This is a genomic window from Streptomyces sp. NPDC051207, from assembly GCF_040682395.1.
Classification (GTDB): domain Bacteria; phylum Actinomycetota; class Actinomycetes; order Streptomycetales; family Streptomycetaceae; genus Streptomyces.
The window spans coordinates 232,524-249,506 of sequence record NZ_JBFBAX010000002.1; the positions used below are offsets into that span (position 1 = coordinate 232,524).

The 16,983-nt window shown below is 71.5% G+C and carries 18 protein-coding genes and 2 pseudogenes; 10 read left to right on the forward strand and 10 right to left on the reverse strand.

The genetic code is table 11. The features are described from left to right. Positions 1–295 precede the first annotated feature (295 nt). The 10 genes and pseudogenes from AB0M97_RS02820 to AB0M97_RS02865 form a co-directional block, all read right to left on the reverse strand. On the reverse strand, positions 296–1,366 hold the full coding sequence (locus AB0M97_RS02820) for a glycoside hydrolase family 43 protein (protein ID WP_365959032.1): 1,071 nt from the start codon (positions 1,364–1,366) through the stop codon (positions 296–298). A 241-nt stretch (positions 1,367–1,607) separates the two neighbouring features. Continuing rightward, a complete protein-coding gene (locus tag AB0M97_RS02825) occupies positions 1,608–1,874 on the reverse strand; it encodes a DUF4235 domain-containing protein (RefSeq protein ID WP_365958891.1) in 267 nt (88 codons plus the stop codon). 3 nt (positions 1,875–1,877) lie between these two features. Next, on the reverse strand, positions 1,878–2,324 hold the full coding sequence (locus tag AB0M97_RS02830; protein ID WP_365958892.1) for a DUF3618 domain-containing protein: 447 nt from the start codon (positions 2,322–2,324) through the stop codon (positions 1,878–1,880). Further along, the gene (locus AB0M97_RS02835; protein WP_365959033.1) at positions 2,321–2,692 is read right to left on the reverse strand and encodes a phage holin family protein; all 372 of its coding nucleotides are present in this window, start codon (positions 2,690–2,692) and stop codon (positions 2,321–2,323) included. The genes AB0M97_RS02830 and AB0M97_RS02835 overlap by 4 nt, the downstream gene beginning before the upstream one ends. Positions 2,693–2,908: 216 nt before the next feature. Then, positions 2,909–3,427, reverse strand: a complete 519-nt coding sequence (locus AB0M97_RS02840) for a phosphatase PAP2 family protein (protein ID WP_365958893.1) — start codon at positions 3,425–3,427, stop codon at positions 2,909–2,911. Positions 3,428–3,518: 91 nt separating this feature from the next. Further along, positions 3,519–4,574 (reverse strand): YihY/virulence factor BrkB family protein, encoded by a 1,056-nt coding sequence (locus AB0M97_RS02845; RefSeq protein WP_365958894.1) that lies wholly within the window; start codon positions 4,572–4,574, stop codon positions 3,519–3,521. Positions 4,575–4,665: 91 nt separating this feature from the next. Beyond that, complete coding sequence (locus AB0M97_RS02850) at positions 4,666–5,208, reverse strand: hypothetical protein (protein ID WP_365958896.1); 543 nt, start codon at positions 5,206–5,208, stop codon at positions 4,666–4,668. Positions 5,209–5,403: 195 nt separating this feature from the next. Further along, entirely contained in the window at positions 5,404–5,856 is a 453-nt protein-coding gene (locus AB0M97_RS02855; RefSeq protein WP_365958897.1) for a DUF4383 domain-containing protein, read from the reverse strand. A gap of 155 nt (positions 5,857–6,011) precedes the next feature. Then, positions 6,012–6,155 (reverse strand): annotated as a pseudogene (locus AB0M97_RS02860) (toxin); the annotation flags it as partial. Continuing rightward, a pseudogene (locus AB0M97_RS02865) lies at positions 6,155–6,283 on the reverse strand (ribbon-helix-helix protein, CopG family); the annotation flags it as partial. The pseudogenes AB0M97_RS02860 and AB0M97_RS02865, both read right to left, overlap by 1 nt. Positions 6,284–6,549: 266 nt before the next feature. Between AB0M97_RS02865 and acpS the strand changes: the two are divergent. The 10 genes from acpS (at position 6,550) to AB0M97_RS02915 (ending at position 16,982) form a co-directional block, all read left to right on the forward strand. Further along, entirely contained in the window at positions 6,550–6,939 is a 390-nt protein-coding gene (gene acpS, locus AB0M97_RS02870) for a holo-ACP synthase (RefSeq protein WP_365958898.1), read from the forward strand. Positions 6,940–6,941: 2 nt separating this feature from the next. After that, positions 6,942–7,403 (forward strand): hotdog domain-containing protein, encoded by a 462-nt coding sequence (locus AB0M97_RS02875; protein ID WP_365958899.1) that lies wholly within the window; start codon positions 6,942–6,944, stop codon positions 7,401–7,403. 23 nt (positions 7,404–7,426) lie between these two features. Beyond that, entirely contained in the window at positions 7,427–8,710 is a 1,284-nt protein-coding gene (locus tag AB0M97_RS02880; protein ID WP_365958901.1) for a beta-ketoacyl-[acyl-carrier-protein] synthase family protein, read from the forward strand. Then, positions 8,707–9,090 carry a hydroxymyristoyl-ACP dehydratase gene (locus AB0M97_RS02885; RefSeq protein ID WP_365958902.1) on the forward strand — a complete coding sequence of 128 codons (384 nt, stop codon included), beginning with the start codon at positions 8,707–8,709 and terminating at the stop codon, positions 9,088–9,090. Before AB0M97_RS02880 ends, AB0M97_RS02885 begins: the two co-directional genes overlap by 4 nt. Then, complete coding sequence (locus tag AB0M97_RS02890) at positions 9,087–10,388, forward strand: beta-ketoacyl-[acyl-carrier-protein] synthase family protein (protein ID WP_365958903.1); 1,302 nt, start codon at positions 9,087–9,089, stop codon at positions 10,386–10,388. The genes AB0M97_RS02885 and AB0M97_RS02890 overlap by 4 nt, the downstream gene beginning before the upstream one ends. Positions 10,389–10,390: 2 nt before the next feature. Next, a complete protein-coding gene (locus AB0M97_RS02895; RefSeq protein ID WP_365958904.1) occupies positions 10,391–12,781 on the forward strand; it encodes a beta-ketoacyl-[acyl-carrier-protein] synthase family protein in 2,391 nt (796 codons plus the stop codon). After that, entirely contained in the window at positions 12,778–13,545 is a 768-nt protein-coding gene (locus tag AB0M97_RS02900) for a 3-oxoacyl-ACP reductase family protein (protein ID WP_365958905.1), read from the forward strand. Before AB0M97_RS02895 ends, AB0M97_RS02900 begins: the two co-directional genes overlap by 4 nt. Positions 13,546–13,604: 59 nt before the next feature. Beyond that, positions 13,605–15,146: an acyl-CoA carboxylase subunit beta gene (locus AB0M97_RS02905; RefSeq protein ID WP_365959035.1), complete on the forward strand. Its 1,542-nt coding sequence runs from the start codon at positions 13,605–13,607 to the stop codon at positions 15,144–15,146. A gap of 332 nt (positions 15,147–15,478) precedes the next feature. Further along, positions 15,479–15,880, forward strand: a complete 402-nt coding sequence (locus AB0M97_RS02910; protein ID WP_365958906.1) for a phosphopantetheine-binding protein — start codon at positions 15,479–15,481, stop codon at positions 15,878–15,880. A gap of 13 nt (positions 15,881–15,893) precedes the next feature. Then, complete coding sequence (locus tag AB0M97_RS02915) at positions 15,894–16,982, forward strand: 3-oxoacyl-ACP synthase III family protein (RefSeq protein WP_365958907.1); 1,089 nt, start codon at positions 15,894–15,896, stop codon at positions 16,980–16,982. Position 16,983: the final 1 nt, after the last annotated feature.

Genomic DNA, 16,983 nt, shown 5'->3' on the forward strand with positions numbered 1-16,983 from the left:
GTCTTGCCGGGGCCGGCCCGGTCCGGGGCGCCCCACCGCGGCACGAGCGCGTCGGCGAGGAGCGGCACCGGCCGTGCTCGGCGTCGGCGGCGGGAGCGGACCCGGGCGACACCGGCCGGCCGCACGGGACGCGTGTCGGCCACCTCGGCCCGGACGACGTGTCGCCGCTCGTCGTACGACAGGAACAGGGCGCAGCCCCGCCCGGGAACACGGCCGCGCGGAACGGCGTTCGCGGCACGTTCCCGAGGCCTGGACCGCGTTCACCGCATCGGCGACCGGCCCGCGCCCGTAACCACTACTCGAAGAACTTCAGGCTCCAGCCCGTGTTGGTGTGCGCACCCGGCACGTTGGCCCGGCTGTACGTGGTGTTGCCCCACCAGCAGAACGTGCCCGTGTACCAGTACCGGTTCTCCCACGTGTACGGCGTGCCCTTCGGCACCGCGTGGAACATCAGCGGGAACCGCGGACCGGCCGGCGGGCTCGTGTTGATGTCGCCGTCGAGCAGCACGAAGGTGTGGTGGCCGGGGCCGTTGACGTACAGCGTCGGGTCCCAGCCGCGCATCATCGTCGCGGGGTTGGAGCCGAACAGGCAGCCGTTGGACTTGTACCAGTCCCACACGTACGTCGGGTCGCCGCCGGCCCGCAGCCTCAGGTCGGCGAGGCAGTACTGGTCGCTCCAGCTGCCGTTGGCCGAGTAGACGATGTGCAGTTGGCCGTTCGGGTCCTTGATCGCCTCGGGGGCCTCGTTGATGTACGGGGTGCCGACGACCCGCTCCCAGCTCTCGCGCGGCTGCGAGATGATGTACCGCGCGCCGGTCGGCGTGGTGGGGCTGCTCATCCGGGCGATGTAGAGGTTCTGCTCGACGTCGGTGTCACCGGCCCAGCCCGACCAGACGAACCAGCGCTGGCCGTTGAAGGTGAACAGCGTCCCGTCGATGGCCCACTTGTCGTCGGGCAGGGCCAGCTTCGTCTCGGTGGTGTATCCGGCGTCCGGCGCCGTGGAGCTGATGACGTACATCCGGTGGGCGGCGCCGCGGCCCGCCGCGAAGTAGATGTAGTAGCGGCCGCCGTCCCGCACGATCTCCGGAGCCCAGACCTCCCCGAGGTTGCGGGTGTCCCACCAGACCTGCCGGGCTGGCGCGGAGGCCAGCGCGTCCGTCGAAGCGGCCTGCCGTACGACGATGCCCGTGCCGGTCGACTGCACGGAGATGTAGGTGCCGCCGACGCGCAGGACACTCGGGTCGGCGGCCCGCAGTGAGGTCTGCCCCGCCTGGGCGGGCTGGGCGGAGGTCAGCGACATCCCGGCGGCGAGGACGCCTGCCAGGAGGAAGGCCGCCAGGCCTGCAAGGCGGCGGGAGAGTCTCAGTCGCACGGCACGCACCTGCACTTCCACGCCGGGGGCATGATGATGAGAGCGCTCTCCAGCATCGTGACTTGCAGCGGGCATGTCAATGGAGAGGCGATGGGCGCGCGCGTGCCGCCACGTGCCATGAGGCCAGACCAGCGGGGCGGACCGCGGGAGTACGTCCGTACTCCCGCGGTCCGCCCCGGTCGCCCGTCGGCTGCGTCGGCCACATCAGGTGGGCGTCAGCCGGGCAAGACGCTCGTCAGCCGGGCCACGTCCCGGTCGTCCCGCGCGTGGCGGCGGCCCCGGCCCGGTCGACGGCGGCCTTCACCCCGGCGAAGATCGCACCCTGGAGGGTGGCGGCGAGCAGCACCTCGCTCCAGCCGCGCTCCTCGTCCGTGGCGTCCGGCGCGTCCTCGTCGTGGCCGATCATCTTCCACGCCTGTTTGAACAGGGCGCCGGCGAGCATGCCGCTGACCGCTCCCAGCGCGAGACCGACCGGCTTGTAAGCGATCTTCGAGGCCTTCACCGCTCACTCCTTCCTGCGGTACACCAGCCACACCAGGGCCGCGCCGGCAGCAGCCGCGAGCAGCAGGCCGCGGTTGTCCCGCGCCATCTGCGCCCCCTGGGCCGCCTTGTCCCGCACGGGTTCCGGTGCCTTCTCCTGGATCAGCTGACCGGCCTGGGTGGCCCTGGCCCGGGCCTGCTCCGCGGCCTGGGCCGCCTTGTCCTTCACCGGGTCGGGCAGCCGGTCCTGCACCTGGTGCGCGACGTCGGACGCTTTGGCCTTCAGCTGCTCGGCCTTGGCGGCGGCCTGCTGCTTGGCCTGGGCGGCCTTCTCCTGGGCCTTGGCCTTGACGTCCGCCTCGGCCGCCAGCGCCTCGACGGTCTTCCCGAGCTCCTGGCGGGTCTCCTCGACCTGCTCGCGCAGTTGCTCGGGGCCGGCGCCGGTCGACTTGTCCTGGGGCCGCTGGGTCATCGCTGTGCACTCTCCTTGATCTCGGCGACGTCGGCCTTGACGCTGCCGATGGTCTGCTCGGGGGTGGGCGGTGCGCCCTCCTTGATCTGCTTCTTGCCGCTGAGGGCCAGGACCGCGGTGATCAGGCCGAGTACGGCGGTGACGATCAGTGCCGCGGCCCACACACTCAGCGGCACCGCGAGGGCGGCGATGGCGGTGACCACGAGAGCCTCGAGGGTCAGGAAGCCGACGACGCCGGCACCGCCGAACAGGCCGCCGCCTTTGCCGTAGCGCTTGCCCTTCTCCTTCATCTCCGCCTGTGCCAGCCTCATCTCGCCGCGCACCAGCTCCGTCAGCTGCTGCGAAGCCCGCTGCACCAGCTCACTCACCGGCTCGTCGCCGGAGCGGTGCGTGTCCCGGCCGGCTCCGGCGTAGGGCGGTTGTGCATTCGACACGACGATCACCTCCCGTCTTCCGCGTCGTTGGTACGTCGTTCGCGTCCTTGCCGCGTCGTTCGCGTCCTTGCCGCGTCGTTGACGCGTCGATCCGGGCCCCGAGAGGCCCGTTTCACGCCTTGGAGGCGCGAGTACCCCGAAAAGACCGGATCAGGTCGGCTTCACGTAACGACGCAGGACGAACCCCGGGGCCCGGCGGGCCAGCCAGGCGCCGGCCAGGCCGACGACGGCGCCCGTGGCCACGTCACTGGGGTAGTGGGCGCCGCTCTGCACCCGCTCGACGGCCACCATGGCGGCCGGCACCGCGCACAGCGCGCCGGCCAACGGCCATATCGGGGCGACTGCGGCGGTGTAGGCGACCGCCGCCGCGGTGTGCCCGGAGGGGAAGGAGGAGGAGTCGGGCCGGTCCTCGACCTCGTCGTGCGGAAACCACTCCTTCGGCGGCCGGGGACGGTCGGCCAGCTGCTTGACCAGACCGTTGGACACGAACTGCGCCACGGCCACCGCCGCCAGACCCGCCGCTGCGGCCTTGCGTCCGCGCAGGCCGCCCCGCCATGCCATCAGCACGGCGGCACCGCACCACAGCTTGGAGCCCTCCGCCGCCTCCTCCACCGCCGACAGCGTTTTGTGGGCGCCGGAAGAGGTCCATGCGGCCAGCCGCTGCGCCATACGCCGATCAGTTTCACGTACCTCTGTCAGCAACCCCATGACCTGCGGGTATCCCGAGGATCACGGAACACACCCGGTATCGGCGAAGCGATCAGGGACCGCCGTCGTCGAGCCGGCGCCGATCCTCCTCGTCCCACTTCCGGGTGTCGCGCGGCTGCGTGTACGGCTCGGCCTCCGGCGGATGCCCACCGGCGATGGCCCGCTGCCGCACGGTCTCGGCGTCGAACTCCAGGCCCAGCAGGATCGCCAGGTTGGTGATCCACAGCCACACCAGGAAGACGATGACGCCGGCCATCGTGCCGTAGGTCTTGTTGTACGAGGCGAAGTTGGCGACGTAGAACGCGAACCCGGCGGAGGCGATCATCCAGATCACCAGGGCCAGGAAGCTGCCCGGGGTGATCCACCTGAATCCCTTCACCTTGGCGTTCGGACTCGCCCAGTACAGGATGGCGATCATGACGGTGACCAGGAGCACGAGCACCGGCCACTTGGCGATCGACCACACCGTCAGCGCCGTGTCGCCGATACCGAGGGTGGTTCCGGCCTGCTGGGCCAGGCCGCCGGTGAAGACGACGATCAGCGCGCTGATCACGGCCAGCACCATCAGCACGACCGTCACGCCGAGCCGCACCGGCAGGACCTTCCAGACCGGCCGGCCCTCGGGCATGTCGTAGACGGCGTTCGAGGTGCGGATGAAGGCCGCGACGTAGCCGGACGCCGACCAGATCGCCAGCACCAGGCCGACGATCGCCATGACCGAGCCGACCCCGGCGTTGCCCTGCAACTGCTCCACGGCCCCGGTGATGATGGTGCGCGCGGCGCCCGGAGCGAACTGCTGGAGGTTCTCCATCACCCGGTCGGTGACGGACTCGCCGGCGATGCCCAGCAGGGAGACCAGTGCCAGCAGCGCCGGGAACAACGCCAGCACCCCGTAGTACGTGAGGGCCGCGGCGCGGTCGGTCAGCTCGTCGTCCTTGAACTCCCGCAGCGTGCCCTTGAGCACTTTGCCCCACGCCCCCTTGGGCATCTTGGTCGGGGCGTCCGGCGCCCGCCGCTCGACCTCGGGCCCGGGTCCGGCCTGCTCGGAAGCCCGCTCCTCCTCGGTGTCGTGGTGTTCTTTTCGTCCTGGAAGATGCAGTTTGGCCATACCCGCCGAGTAACCCGGGGTCCTCGCCTTACGCCCCGGCCGACCGCCCCGGATGGCGACGCCGCCGGGCCCGGGTCCTACCGCAGCACCTTCAGCACCCCCGGGAGAGCCGCTCCGCGGTGATCGGGGGGTCCGCGCCGGGCGGGACGAGATGGCTGATGGTCATGCACACGGTGATGTCCGCCGCCATGTCGACGAGATTCTCGTCCCGGTCCGGGAAGCGCTCCGTGAGCCACGCGCGCAGCATGCCCCGGGCCGCGCCGAAGATCGGGTCCGCGCGGGCGGTCAGGTAGGGCAGGCTGTCGCAGCCCTCCCGGGCAGCCATGACGACCGCCCGTACGAGGGGATTGCGGTGGGCCTCGGTGAGGACGACACGGACCGCCTCCTCCAGCGAGGCACGGGTGTGTCCGGGAGGCCGGGGTAGAGGGCGGGCGCCACGCCCTCCAGGAACTCGTGCGTCTCCCTGACCACCAGGGGGTGGCCGAGGCCCGCGCGGTTGCGGACTCCTTGTAGACCGAGGAGCGGGACACCTCGGCCGCCGCCACGGCTGACCGGCTCCACCCGGTCCCGGCCGGAGGCGCAGGACGGCTGGCGTGCGGCGTCCAGTACGCGCTGTCTCATGTGCTTGCGCCATGCGAGGCGGGGTGGGTCGGGTGCCGCTGCCGCGGCGTCGAGGGTCCTGGTTCCGGTCGTGCGCTCGGCCATCACGCAAGTCTGGCAGGACCCTGTGATCCGCGGACGGGCCTGTGGACAACCGCCCGACTCCCGGCAGCGCCGCTACCAGCCCGGAGTCGGGACGGGACAGGTGTTCCTGCCTCGCGGCCGGCCTTCAGCGATCGACGGTGCGGGAGAGACGCCGGCCGAGGAGGAGGGCGAGACCGATCATGGCGATGCCCAGCACGAAGTGCAGCCAGTCGTCGGCGTCGTTGAACGGCACGAAGTTGGCGTCGCTGCCGTGGCTGACGACCAGACCGTAGATCCACAGCACCAGGTAGATGGCTCCACCGCCCAGCAGGTAGGAGTACGCCCCTGCGGCGGTGCGGGCAAGCGCCAGACCGGCGATGCCGAAGGCCAGATGCACCAGGTTGTGCAGGATCGACACCTGGAAGATCCCGAGCAGCATGGCGCCCGACTCGTGCGAGGCGAACTCCATCGTGCTGTATTTCGTGGTGATGCCCGGGATGAAGCCCAGGATGCCCACCAGCAGGAAGACCGCACCCACGAGCATGGCGGCTTGCTGCACGGGACTGCGGGCGCCTGTGCGGCGCGAATGTGTGGTCATGACGCGGTTCCTCTCCTCGCTGTCCTGCGAGTGACGAGTCGCATGGGAGCGGCTCCTGCGCGCGAGTACCACATTTGACACATATGCCACACAACAGTCCACACGCGCCGCCGGCGGTTCACCGCCGAAGGGAAGCGGAACCGCCATCCCGCCTGGGAAACGGGGAACCAGGCCGGGAGCCGCTCGGCCATGGCCGGTACGTCGACGTGGTCCTGCGCGACGTCCTCGACGAAAGGGCCGGCAACGGAGACGGGTGACGCGACGGTACGGGCGCTGACGCCGTTGAACCGCAGGAAGACAGCTCGGCCCGGTCCTGGGCCTCACGGATGGCCTCGATGACGAGCTCCTGCTTGCTGCGGCCTTCACGACGAGCCCGCTCGGTGAGCTTCGCGTCGAGGTCGTCGGGGAGCCGGAGCGTCACCGCCACACGGGCATGACACCGGGCTGGTATCGAACGCGGCGAGGTGACGCCCGCCACTCGGGGCTTCGGCACGGCGTCGCCCGCGCGCCCATGCTCTCCCGGGCCGGACGCGGAGGCGATGCGGGAGAACCGCAACGGACCCCGCACGGCACCTCCCCCATGACAGATCCCGCACGTGGGCGCCCGGATACATCCGCACGGCGGTGTATCCGCGATGCCGCGGCGCGGATCTCTCAGTGCAGTGCCGGAACGGATGACGGGGGAATGGTGGCGTGGCGACACGGATCGCGGTCGGGGTGGATCTGGTCGAAGTGGACCGGATCCGCAGGTTGCTGACGGACAACCCCACAGCGGAAGAGGACATCTTCACCGGGCGCGAGCGCGCCTACTGCGCCGCGAAGCGCAATCGTCTCGCTCATCTGGCGGCACGGTTCGCCGCCAAGGAAGCCGTCCTGAAGGCGCTCGGCACCGGGCTCGGTCCCGGCACCCGGTGGACCGACGTGGAGGTGGTCAACACCCCCCTGGGACGCCCCCGGGTGCGCCTGTCCGGCGGGGTCGGCGACCGGGCGGCGAGGGCCGGGGCCTCCTCGGTCGAGCTCTCGCTCTCGCACAGCGGGGAGTACGCCATCGCCCAGGCCGTGATGTTCCTAGACGAAGGATGACGATGCGTTTCCATCTGATCGACCGAATCGACACCTGGGATGCGGGGCGCGCCATTGGCGCCCGCAAACTCACCTCCTGGCTGGAGGACTTCTGGCGGGACGAGGGCAACGGCCCCCAGATGCCCGAGCCGCTGATCCTGGAAGCCCTCTGCCAGGCCGGAACCTGGCTGATCGTCGCCACCACCGGGGTACGGCAGCGCGCCGCGCTCCTCTCGGTGGACGCGGTCTCCTTCCATGAGCCGGTGCGTCCCGGAGACGTCCTGGTGCTGGAAGGGACCGTCGAGTCCATGGGCGAGGAGACCGCGGTCATCTCCGGCACCGCGTCGGTGAACGGCAGGACCGTGATGAAGGCCGAGGCCGTCATGTGCGCCCTGCTGCCCGCCGGCGACCTGGAGGACCCCGAGGACACGCGGCGGATGCTGGAGCAGCTCACCCGGGTACCGGTCGGCGGTGGTCACCGGTGAAGCCGATGAGGCCGGCGGAAGCGATGAGGCGGGTCGCCATCACCGGGATCGGTGCGGTCACCCCGCTCGGCAACAGCGCCGCGGAGACCTGGCAGGGGCTTGCCGAGGGGCGCAGTGGCGTGAGCGCTCTGGAGACCTTCGACGCCTCCACCTTCCCGGTCCGGATCGCGGGCCAGGTCAAGGACTTCGACCCGAAGGGCGTGGCGCCCGCCAGGCAGCGGCGGCATCTCTCGCGCGCCGCGCTGTTCGCCCTCGCCGCGGCCCAGGAGGCGGTGGCGGACGCGGGCGAGGGCTGGGACGCCACCGATCCGTACGACCGGGGCGCGGCGGTGGCCGGCACGGTCGGCAGACCCGGGCTCCAGGAACTTGTCGACATGTCGCACCAGTTGAGCACCAGCGACTTCCGGGATCTGTACCGGCAGGCCCCCGGGGACGTACTGCTGCGCAATCAGAACGTGGGGGTCGCCGCCGTCGCCCGGGCCGGGGACTGCCGCGGTCCCGTGGTCAGCGTCTCCACCGCCTGCGCGGGCGCCGCGCACGCGATCGGCGAGGCCTACCGGCGTATCCAGGAGGGCGAGTCCACGCAGATGCTCGCCGGCGGCTTCGATGCGCTGACGACCTGGATGGACGTCCTCGGCTTCTCGCTGCTCGGTGCGATCACCGACCGCTGGAACGGCGAGCCCGAGCGGGCCTCCCGCCCCTTCGACTCCGACCGCTCCGGCTTCGTCCTCGGTGAGGGCGCGGTCATCGCGGCCCTGGAGGAATGGGACAGCGCGGTGGCGCGCGGCGCCCGGATCCACGGCGAACTCGTCGGCTACGGGGCGACGTTGAACGCGTACCGGATCACCGACTCACCGCCGGACGGCGGCGGCGCGATCTCCGCGATGCGGGACGCGGTGGCGGAGTCGGGTCTCGGCCCGGACGGTATCGACTACATCGCCGCGCACGGCACGTCCACGCCCGGCAACGACGCCAGCGAGACCCTCGCCATCAGGCAGCTGTTCGGGGGACACGCCGACGAGCTGTGCGTGAGCTCCCCCAAGTCCATGACGGGCCACCTCACCTCGGCGGCGGCGGGGGTCAACCTGATCGCCGCGCTCGGCGCCCTCCGCGAGGGCCTGGTCCCACCGACCATCAACCTGGACCGCCCCGATCCGAAGCTGGACCTCGACTACGTGCCGAACAAGGCCGTACGTCGTCCGGTGCGCGCCGCTCTGGTCAACGCCTTCGCTTTCGGCGGCACCAATGCCTGCTTCGTGGTCAAGGCCGCAACGGGCGAAGGAACAAGCGAAGGAAAGGCAGCATGACAGCGTTCGACGAGGTCCTCGATGTGGTGCCGGGCCAGCGGGCCGTCGCCGTCCGGAACGTCCCGGGCACCCTGCACGTGTTCGCCACCCACTTCCCCCGCTTCCCCGTCATGCCCGGCGTGCTGATCCTGGACGACATCGTCCGGGCCGCCAGGCTCGCCGCCCCCGCCGTGCCGCAGGGCTCCCGGTGGGTGCTGGCCGAGGCGCGGCGGGTGCGCTACCGCCATTTCGCCCAGCCGGGCGACCGGCTGGAGATCAGCGTCACCGTGACCGAGGCGAGCGAGTCGTCCGTCACCTTCAGGGCGACGGTCGGCGTGGACGGACGGGACATCACCACCATTCGTCAACTGCGCCTGGACAAGGGCGAGGTGGCGGCATGAGGCGAGTAGCCGTCACCGGCATCGGGGTGCTCACCGCCATCGGCGACGGCCGGGGCGAGACCTGGAAGGCGCTGCTCGACGGGCGCAGCGGCATCGGGCCGATCCAGGGGTACGACGCGTCGTCGCTCGGTACCCGGATCGCCGCCGAGCTGGCGGACTTCGAGCCCACCCGGTACGCCCACCGCAAGTCCCTGCGGATGACCACGCGCAACGACCAGCTCGCCATCGCGGGAGCAGCGCTGGCGGTCGAGGACGCCGGGCTCGATCTCGAGGCGGCGGGCTACGACCCGGAGCGGGCCGGAGTGTTCGTCGGGGGCAACAAGGAGATCTCCAACCCGGAGCACCTGCTGAACGGCAGCCTGGCCGGGCGCCGCGAGGACGGCAGGGCGGATCTGCGGCAGCTCGGCGAGCGGGCCTCGTCCGCCTTCTACCCGCTGTACTTCGTGGAGGGCCTGCAGTCCGCCTCGCTCTTCCATCTCTCGCACGCCCACGGGTTCAAGGGCGCCAACTCCTACTACCACGGCACCGCCGACGCCGGCGTCACGGCGCTCGCCCGAGGCTTCCGCTCGATCAGCCACGGCGAGTCCGACGTGGTGATCGCCGGCGGCTTCGACGACGCCGCGTCGTGGTGGGTGATGTCCAAGATGGACGGCCTGGGGGTGCTCACCACCCTCAACGAGGCCGGCCGGGCCGCCTTTCGCCCGTACGACCGCAAGCGCAGTGGCTCGGTGCTGGGCGAGGGTTCGGCCTTCCTCGTCCTTGAGGAGTGGGAGTCCGCGCGGCGCCGCGGCGCCCATGTGTACGCGGAGTTCCGCGGCTTCGGCGCGACCCAGGACCCCGATCTGGTCACCCCGCACCCGGACGGCGAGCCGCTGGCCGCCGCGGTGAAGCGGGCGCTGCGCGAGGCAGAGGTGAATGCCGGCGACGTCGACTACGTGGCTGCCCACGGGTGTGCGACGCGGCTCGGCGACCGCACCGAGGCGCGTGCGCTGACCCGGGTCTTCGGCCGCGACTCCGCTACGGCGGCGGGCAGCGTCAAGCCTGCCACCGGGCATCTCGTCGCGGGCGCGGGCGCGCTCAACGCGGCGGTCTGCGCCATGGCGATCGACGGCTCGGCCCTGCCGCCGACACTCGGCCTGGACCGGCTCGACCCGGAGTGCGCGGGGATGGACTGGGTGGCCGGGCAGGCCCGCGAGACACGGGTGCGGCACACCGTGGCGATCGGCCGCGGGCTGGAAGGACAGCAGACGGCGCTCGTGCTGAGCGCCCCCACCGAACAGCTCCACAGGGGGAATTGACGATGGACCCACAGCACAAGAGCAGTGGCGTGACCGTGGTGGGCGCGGGCGCGATCTCAGCACTGGGTCCCACCGCCCGGCACCTGTGGGACGGCGCGCGGCAGGGCCGGGTCGGCATCCGTCCCGTACAGGCCCTGGAGATGAACGGGCTCGACACCAAGCTCGGCGGCGAGGTGACGGACCCGGTGGAGCCTTCGCGCGGCTACCGGCGGCCGGACGGGTTCCGTGAGCGGGTGATCGAACTGGCCCTGGTGGCGGCCGAGGAGGCGATGGCGGCGCTTCCCGCGGGTCTGGTGGACCGCGAGCGGTTCGGCGTGGTGCTCGGCACCTGCAACGCCGGGCTGCTCTCGGCCCGGGAATGGCTGCGTGCCGTACAGGCCGGCGAAGTCCCCGACCCGGAGCTGCCCTTGCTGGTCACCCCGCAGGGGCTGGCCGAGTCGGTGGCCGCGGCGTTCCGGCTGCGCGGCCCGGTGCTCGCGGTGAACACCGCGTGCGCCTCGGGCGCCAACGCGATCGGCCTGGCCGCCGATCTGCTGCGCGCGGGCCGGGCCGACGCCGTGCTCGCCGGGGGCAGCGACGCCTTCTCGGACGTCTGCTTCGCCGGGTTCAACGCGCTCCAGTCGCTGTCGCCCGAGCCCTCCACCCCGTACGACGCGGAGCGGCAGGGGCTCTCGCTCGGTGAGGGCAGCGGCATGGTCGTTCTGGTCCGTGCCGGCTTCGCCCGCGAGCACGGGCTGACCGGCATCGCCGACGTCGCCGGTTACGGCCTGTCCGCCGACGGCTTCCACTCCACCGCGCCCCAGCCCGAGGGCAAGGGCGCGGCCAGGGCCATCGAGTCGGCGCTGCGGCTGTCCGGGATCACGCCGGAGCAGATCGGTTACGTCAACGGGCACGGCACCGGCACCCCGAAGAACGACCCGGCCGAGACCAACGCCATCCGGCTGGCCCTCGGCGAGGAGGAGGCAGCCCGTACACCGGTCTCCTCCACCAAATCCGTGATCGGTCACATGCTCGGCGCCGCCGGGGCGGCCGAGGCCATCGTGACGGCGCAGGCGCTGGCCGACCAGTTGGCGCCGCCCACCGCCGGGTACTCCACGCCCGACCCCGATTGCCCGCTCGACTACGTCCAGGGACCTGCCAGGCCCCTGGACACCGGGGCCGCGCTCTCCAACAACTTCGCCTTCGGCGGGGCCAACGCCGCGCTGGTGCTGACCAGGGCCGCGGACGGCCACCGCCCTCCGCAGCCGGAGACGGACCGGGTGGTGATCACCGGTGTCGGGCTGCTCAGCCCGGCCGGCTCCACGGCGGCCGAGGTCTGGTCGGCGTACACCCGTGGCGACGTCCCGGTCCAGTGGGACGGCGGACTGCGCCACTGCCGGGTGGACTTCGACCCCGACCCGTATCTGACCAGGCGCGAGCGCCGCCGGATGGACCGGCTCGCCCAGTTCTCCATCGCCGCCAGCGCCAAGGCCCTCGCGGATGCGGGATTCGAGCCCGGCAGCGCGGCGGCCGAGGCGCTCGGCATCGTCTTCGGCACGGGCACGGGACCGATGGAGGCGATGGAGAAGTTCACCGCTCCGCTGCTCGCCGAGGGTCCCGCCGCCGCCGACCCGTCCGTCTTCCCGAACACCGTCTACAACCAGGCGGCCGGGCAGGTCGCGATCCATCTCGGCCTGCGCGGACCGACGTCCACGCTCTCGGTCGGCCACGCCACCGGTGCCGCCGCGCTCGCCTACTCCGCCGATCTGCTGACGGCAGGGCATGCCGACGCCCTGGTGTGCACGGTCACCGACACGCTGACCGAGCAGGTGGGCCGGGCGTACGCGGCCGTCGGCGCCGCCTCGACGCGGGAGCCGGGCAAGGCGGCCGACGGCCGGTTCACGCCGGCCGAGGGCAGCGTCGCCGTCGTACTGGAACGGCGCTCCGCCGCGCTGGCCCGCGGCGCCCGGATCCTCGGTGAGCTGCTCGGCCACGGCATGGCGTCGGACGCCAGCCGGGCCCGGCTCTGGGACGCCCGCGGCCGGGGGCTGGAGCGCGCGATGCGCACGGCCCTGGACGACGCCGGTCTGGCGCCGACCGGGGTGGGCGCGGTCTGGCTCGCCTCGGCCGGGCTGCGCGCCGCCGACGCCGCCGAGAGCCGGGCCGTGCGGCGGCTGTTCCACCCCTACGGGGCTCCGCCGTTGCACGCGCCGAAGACCGTCCTCGGCGAGCCGATGGGCGTCGGCGGGGCGCTGACGCTCGCGCTGGCCCTGCACCAGGGCCGGTTCGGGGGCCGCCCGGTACTGCTGAACAGCTCCTCGCTCGGCGGCAGCCATGTGTCGCTGGCTGTGCGCTGCGGCGCCGAGGAATCCCGCACCACCACCGCATCCGTAGAGACTGGAGAAGCCCGATGAAGCTCCAAGGACAGGTCGCCCTGGTCACCGGCGGATCCCGGGGCATCGGCGCCGCCGTCTGCCGTCGGCTGGCCGCCGACGGCGCCGCCGTCGCCATCAACTACCGCAGCTCCGAGGGCCCGGCGAAGGAGCTGGCCCGCGAGATCGAGTCGGCCGGCGGGCGGGCGATCACCGTACACGGCGATGTCGCGGACCCCGCCGCGGCCGAGGAGATGGTCCGCCAGACCATCGAGGACCTCGGCGGCCTGGACATCCTGGTCAACAACGCCGGGGTGGCCCAGGACGCGCTCATCTTCAATATGGGGATGGACGACTGGCTCGACGTCATGAAGGTCAACTTCGGCGGCGTCTTCCACTGCACCAAGGCCGTGCTGCCGCACTTCATGAGCAAGGGCTCGGGCGTGATCGTCAATGTCTCCTCCGTCATGGGGGAGCGCGGCTGGGTCGGCGAGTCCAACTACGCCGCTTCCAAGGGAGCGGTCAACGCCTTCACCCGCTGCTGCGCCATGGAGTCGGCGCGCTTCGGCATCCGCGTCAACGCGGTGCTGCCCGGCTTCGCCCCCACCGACCTGGTGGCGGGCCTGACGGAGGGCGCCACCGGCCGCTCCATCAAGAAGCAGATCCCGATGCGCGACTTCGGCGAGGTCGAGCAGATCGCGGACGTGGTCCGGTTCCTGAGCGGCCCCGAGTCCTCGTACATGACCGGATCGCTGGTCAACGTGGACGGCGGCGCGATGACCGCACTGGGTCTGGGGCGCCCGTGAGCAGCCCCGGAGAGACCGCGCTGCGCACTGCCGCCCGCGGTGAGCTGCCGCGCGAGACGATGGAGCAGCGGGCCGACGAACTGCGCGTCATCAAGGAGGAGTTGCACGCGGGGGACCCGGCCGCCACCGAACGCCAGCGCGCCAAGGGCAAGCTGACCGTCCGGGAGCGGATCGGCCTCCTGCTGGACGAGGGTTCGTTCACTGAGATCGAGCCGCTGCGCCGGCACCGTGCCACCGACTTCGGCATGGACCGCAGGCGCCCGCACGGCGACGGTGTCGTCGCCGGGTGGGGCCGGGTGCACGGCCGTGAGGTCCTGGTCTACGCGCACGACTTCAGGGTCTTCGGCGGTGCGCTCGGTGAGGCGCACGCCCAGAAGATCCACAAGGTGATGGACCTGGCCGAGGCCAGTGGCGTACCGCTGATCTCGCTCTGCGACGGAGCCGGGGCCCGCATCCAGGAAGGGGTGACCGCGCTCGCGGGGTACGGCGGGATCTTCAGCCGCAATGTCCGGGCCTCCGGGCTCATCCCGCAGATCAGCGTGGTGCTCGGCCCCTGCGCGGGCGGCGCCGCCTACTCCCCGGCACTGACCGACTTCGTCTTCATGGTGCGCGGCACTTCGCAGATGTTCCTGACCGGGCCCGAGGTGGTCCAGGCCGTCACCGGCGAGAAGCTCACCCAGGACGAACTGGGCGGCGCCGACATGCACTCCCAGGTCTCCGGTCTCGCGGCGTTCGCCCACGACGACGAGGAGTCCTGCTTCGAGGACGTCCGCCATCTGCTGTCGCTGCTGCCCTCCAACAACCGGGAGATGCCTCCGGCCGAGGTCCCCGAGGACCCGGCGGACCGCTCGGGCGACGCGCTCTTCGACATCGTCCCCGTCGATCCGCAGGCCGCGTACGACATGCGCAGGGTGATCGCGGAAATCGTCGACGACGGCGACTTCTTCGAGGTGCACGAGGGCTGGGGCACCAGCCTGATCTGCGCCCTGGCGCGGCTCGACGGCCAGACGGTGGGTGTCCTCGCCAACCAGCCGATGCAGATGGCCGGCGTACTGGACATCCACTCCTCGGAGAAGGGCGCCAGGTTCGTCCAGACCTGCGACGCCTTCAACATCCCGCTGGTCACGCTGGTGGACGTGCCGGGCTTCCTGCCCGGGGCCGACCAGGAACGCGGCGGGATCATCCGGCACGGCGCCAAACTGCTGTACGCGTACTGCAATGCCACCGTCCCCCGGATCCAGGTCATCGTGCGCAAGGCGTACGGCGGTGCGTACATCGTGATGGACTCCCGCTCCATCGGCACCGATCTGTCGTTCGCCTGGCCCACCAACGAGATCGCGGTGATGGGCGCCGAGGGCGCCGCCAACGTCGTCTTCCGCAAGCGGATCGCCGCGGCAGACGATCCGGAGGCGGAGCGCGCCGAGGTCATCGAGGACTACAAACGCACCCTGATGCATCCGTACTACGCGGCGGAGCGCGGGCTGGTCGACGATGTCATCGACCCGCGCGAGACCCGGTCGGTGCTGATCCGCTCACTGGCTCTGCTGCGCGCCAAGTACGTACCGCTCGTGCAGCGCAAGCACGGGAACCAGCCGCAGTGAGCGGCCCCGTGGAGCTGACCGTGGTCAGTGGCAGCCCCATCCCGAGGAGCTCTGCGCGGTGCTGGTGGCCCTCCGGTTGGCGACGGCCGCCGGCGACGGTGCCGACCGTCCCGTACGGCCCCGGTCCGTGCGTCCCACCGGTCCCTGGCCGGTGCCGCGGTCGGCGCCGCAGGTCTCGCCGGTTTCCTGGGCCGGCTGATCGCCGGTGTATCCGGGGGCCTCACCGCCGGATCTGACATACGAGCACGAACGAGAGCGCGAAGCAGCCGCAGCGCCGCCACCTCAGTTTCTGCGAAGGCCACTTCGCCCACATCAGTCCCGGAGGACTTTCCATGGACCGCAACACCATCGTCGAAGCCGTGACCGAAGCCGTCATCGACGCCCTGGGCGCCGAGACCGACGAGGTCGTGCCCGAGGCCACCCTGCTGGACGACCTCGGGGCGGAGTCGATCGACCTGCTCGACATCCTCTTCCGCCTGGAGCGCTCGCTCGGCATCAAGATCCAGGCGGCGGAGCTCGCCGCCTATGTGCAGGGCGGCATACCGGACGAGGAGTTCGGCGACGAGAACGAGATCGTCTCGGCCGCGGGCCTGGCCCAGCTGAAGAAGGTCATGCCGCAGATCGACACCGACGAGCTCACCGGCAAGCTCCAGGCCACCCAGGTCATGGGCCTGTTCACCGTCGACAACCTGGTCGGCCTGGTCGAGCACCGCGCCGCGCTCGCCACGGTCTGAGGGGGACCACCCAGTGACCGCAGTACACATCATCGGCACCGGCGGCTACCAGCCCGGTGACCCGATCTCCACCGAGGAGATCGCACGCCTCGTCGGGCCGCTGCCCGACGAGGTGCGCGAGGGCCTCTCCATCGAGCGCCGGTTCTGGATGATCGACCCGGCCACCGGCGAACACCGCGAGAACAACTCGGACATGGCCTACAAGGCCGCGGTACGAGCCCTGGACTCGGCCGGTCTTGAGGCCGGTGACATCGACCTGATTATCCTCGCCACGGGCACCCCCGACTACCCGCTGCCGCCACTGGTCAACATGGTCCAGGAGCGTCTTGGCCTGGTCCGCTGCGCCACCCTGGAAATCCGCTCGGGCGGCGCGGGCGTCGTCCAGGGCCTCGACGTCGCCCGGATGTACCTGGAGTCGGGGGTCTACAAGACCGCGCTGGTCATCGGGAGCGAGGCCATCTCCCCCGTACTGGCGCCGATCTTCCTCGGCAAGGACCCGTACAAGATCCGTATGCGGGACCGGATGCCGGTCTACATGTTCGGCGACGGCGCGGGAGCGATCGTGCTGCGCGCCGACGAGAACGCGGAGTCCGGCGGTCTGCTGGGCGCCGCGATGGAAGCCATCGGCGGCGACCGCAAGGCCGGCATCCACTCGGTGGGCGGCGGCACCCATGCGCCGATCCACGAGCAGCTCAAGGCCAAGCGGCTCGTCGACCTGAAGGTCGACGTGGTCGGCGCCGGGGACTTCACGCCCGTGATGGTCACCGAGGCGATCAGCAACACGCTGCGGCGCAGCAAGGTGGATGTCGACTCGGTCGACCTCTGTCTGGTCCCCGAGGGCAACGTCGGCTGGATGCTGGACGCGCTCCAGGAGCTGGGCCTCGACACCGCAGAGTGGAAGGCGCTCGACGGGAAGGTCTTCGACAGCCTCTCCACCATGGGGGCCGTCGGCTGCGCCGCGGTGCCGCTCTTCCTCGACGACGCCTGGCGCACCGGCCGGATCAAGCCGGGCGACCGGCTGATGCTGGTCGGTGTCGAGTCCACCAAGTGGATCTACGCGGGCGCCGTCGTGGACTGGACCGCAGCCGCTCCGGCGGGCTGAG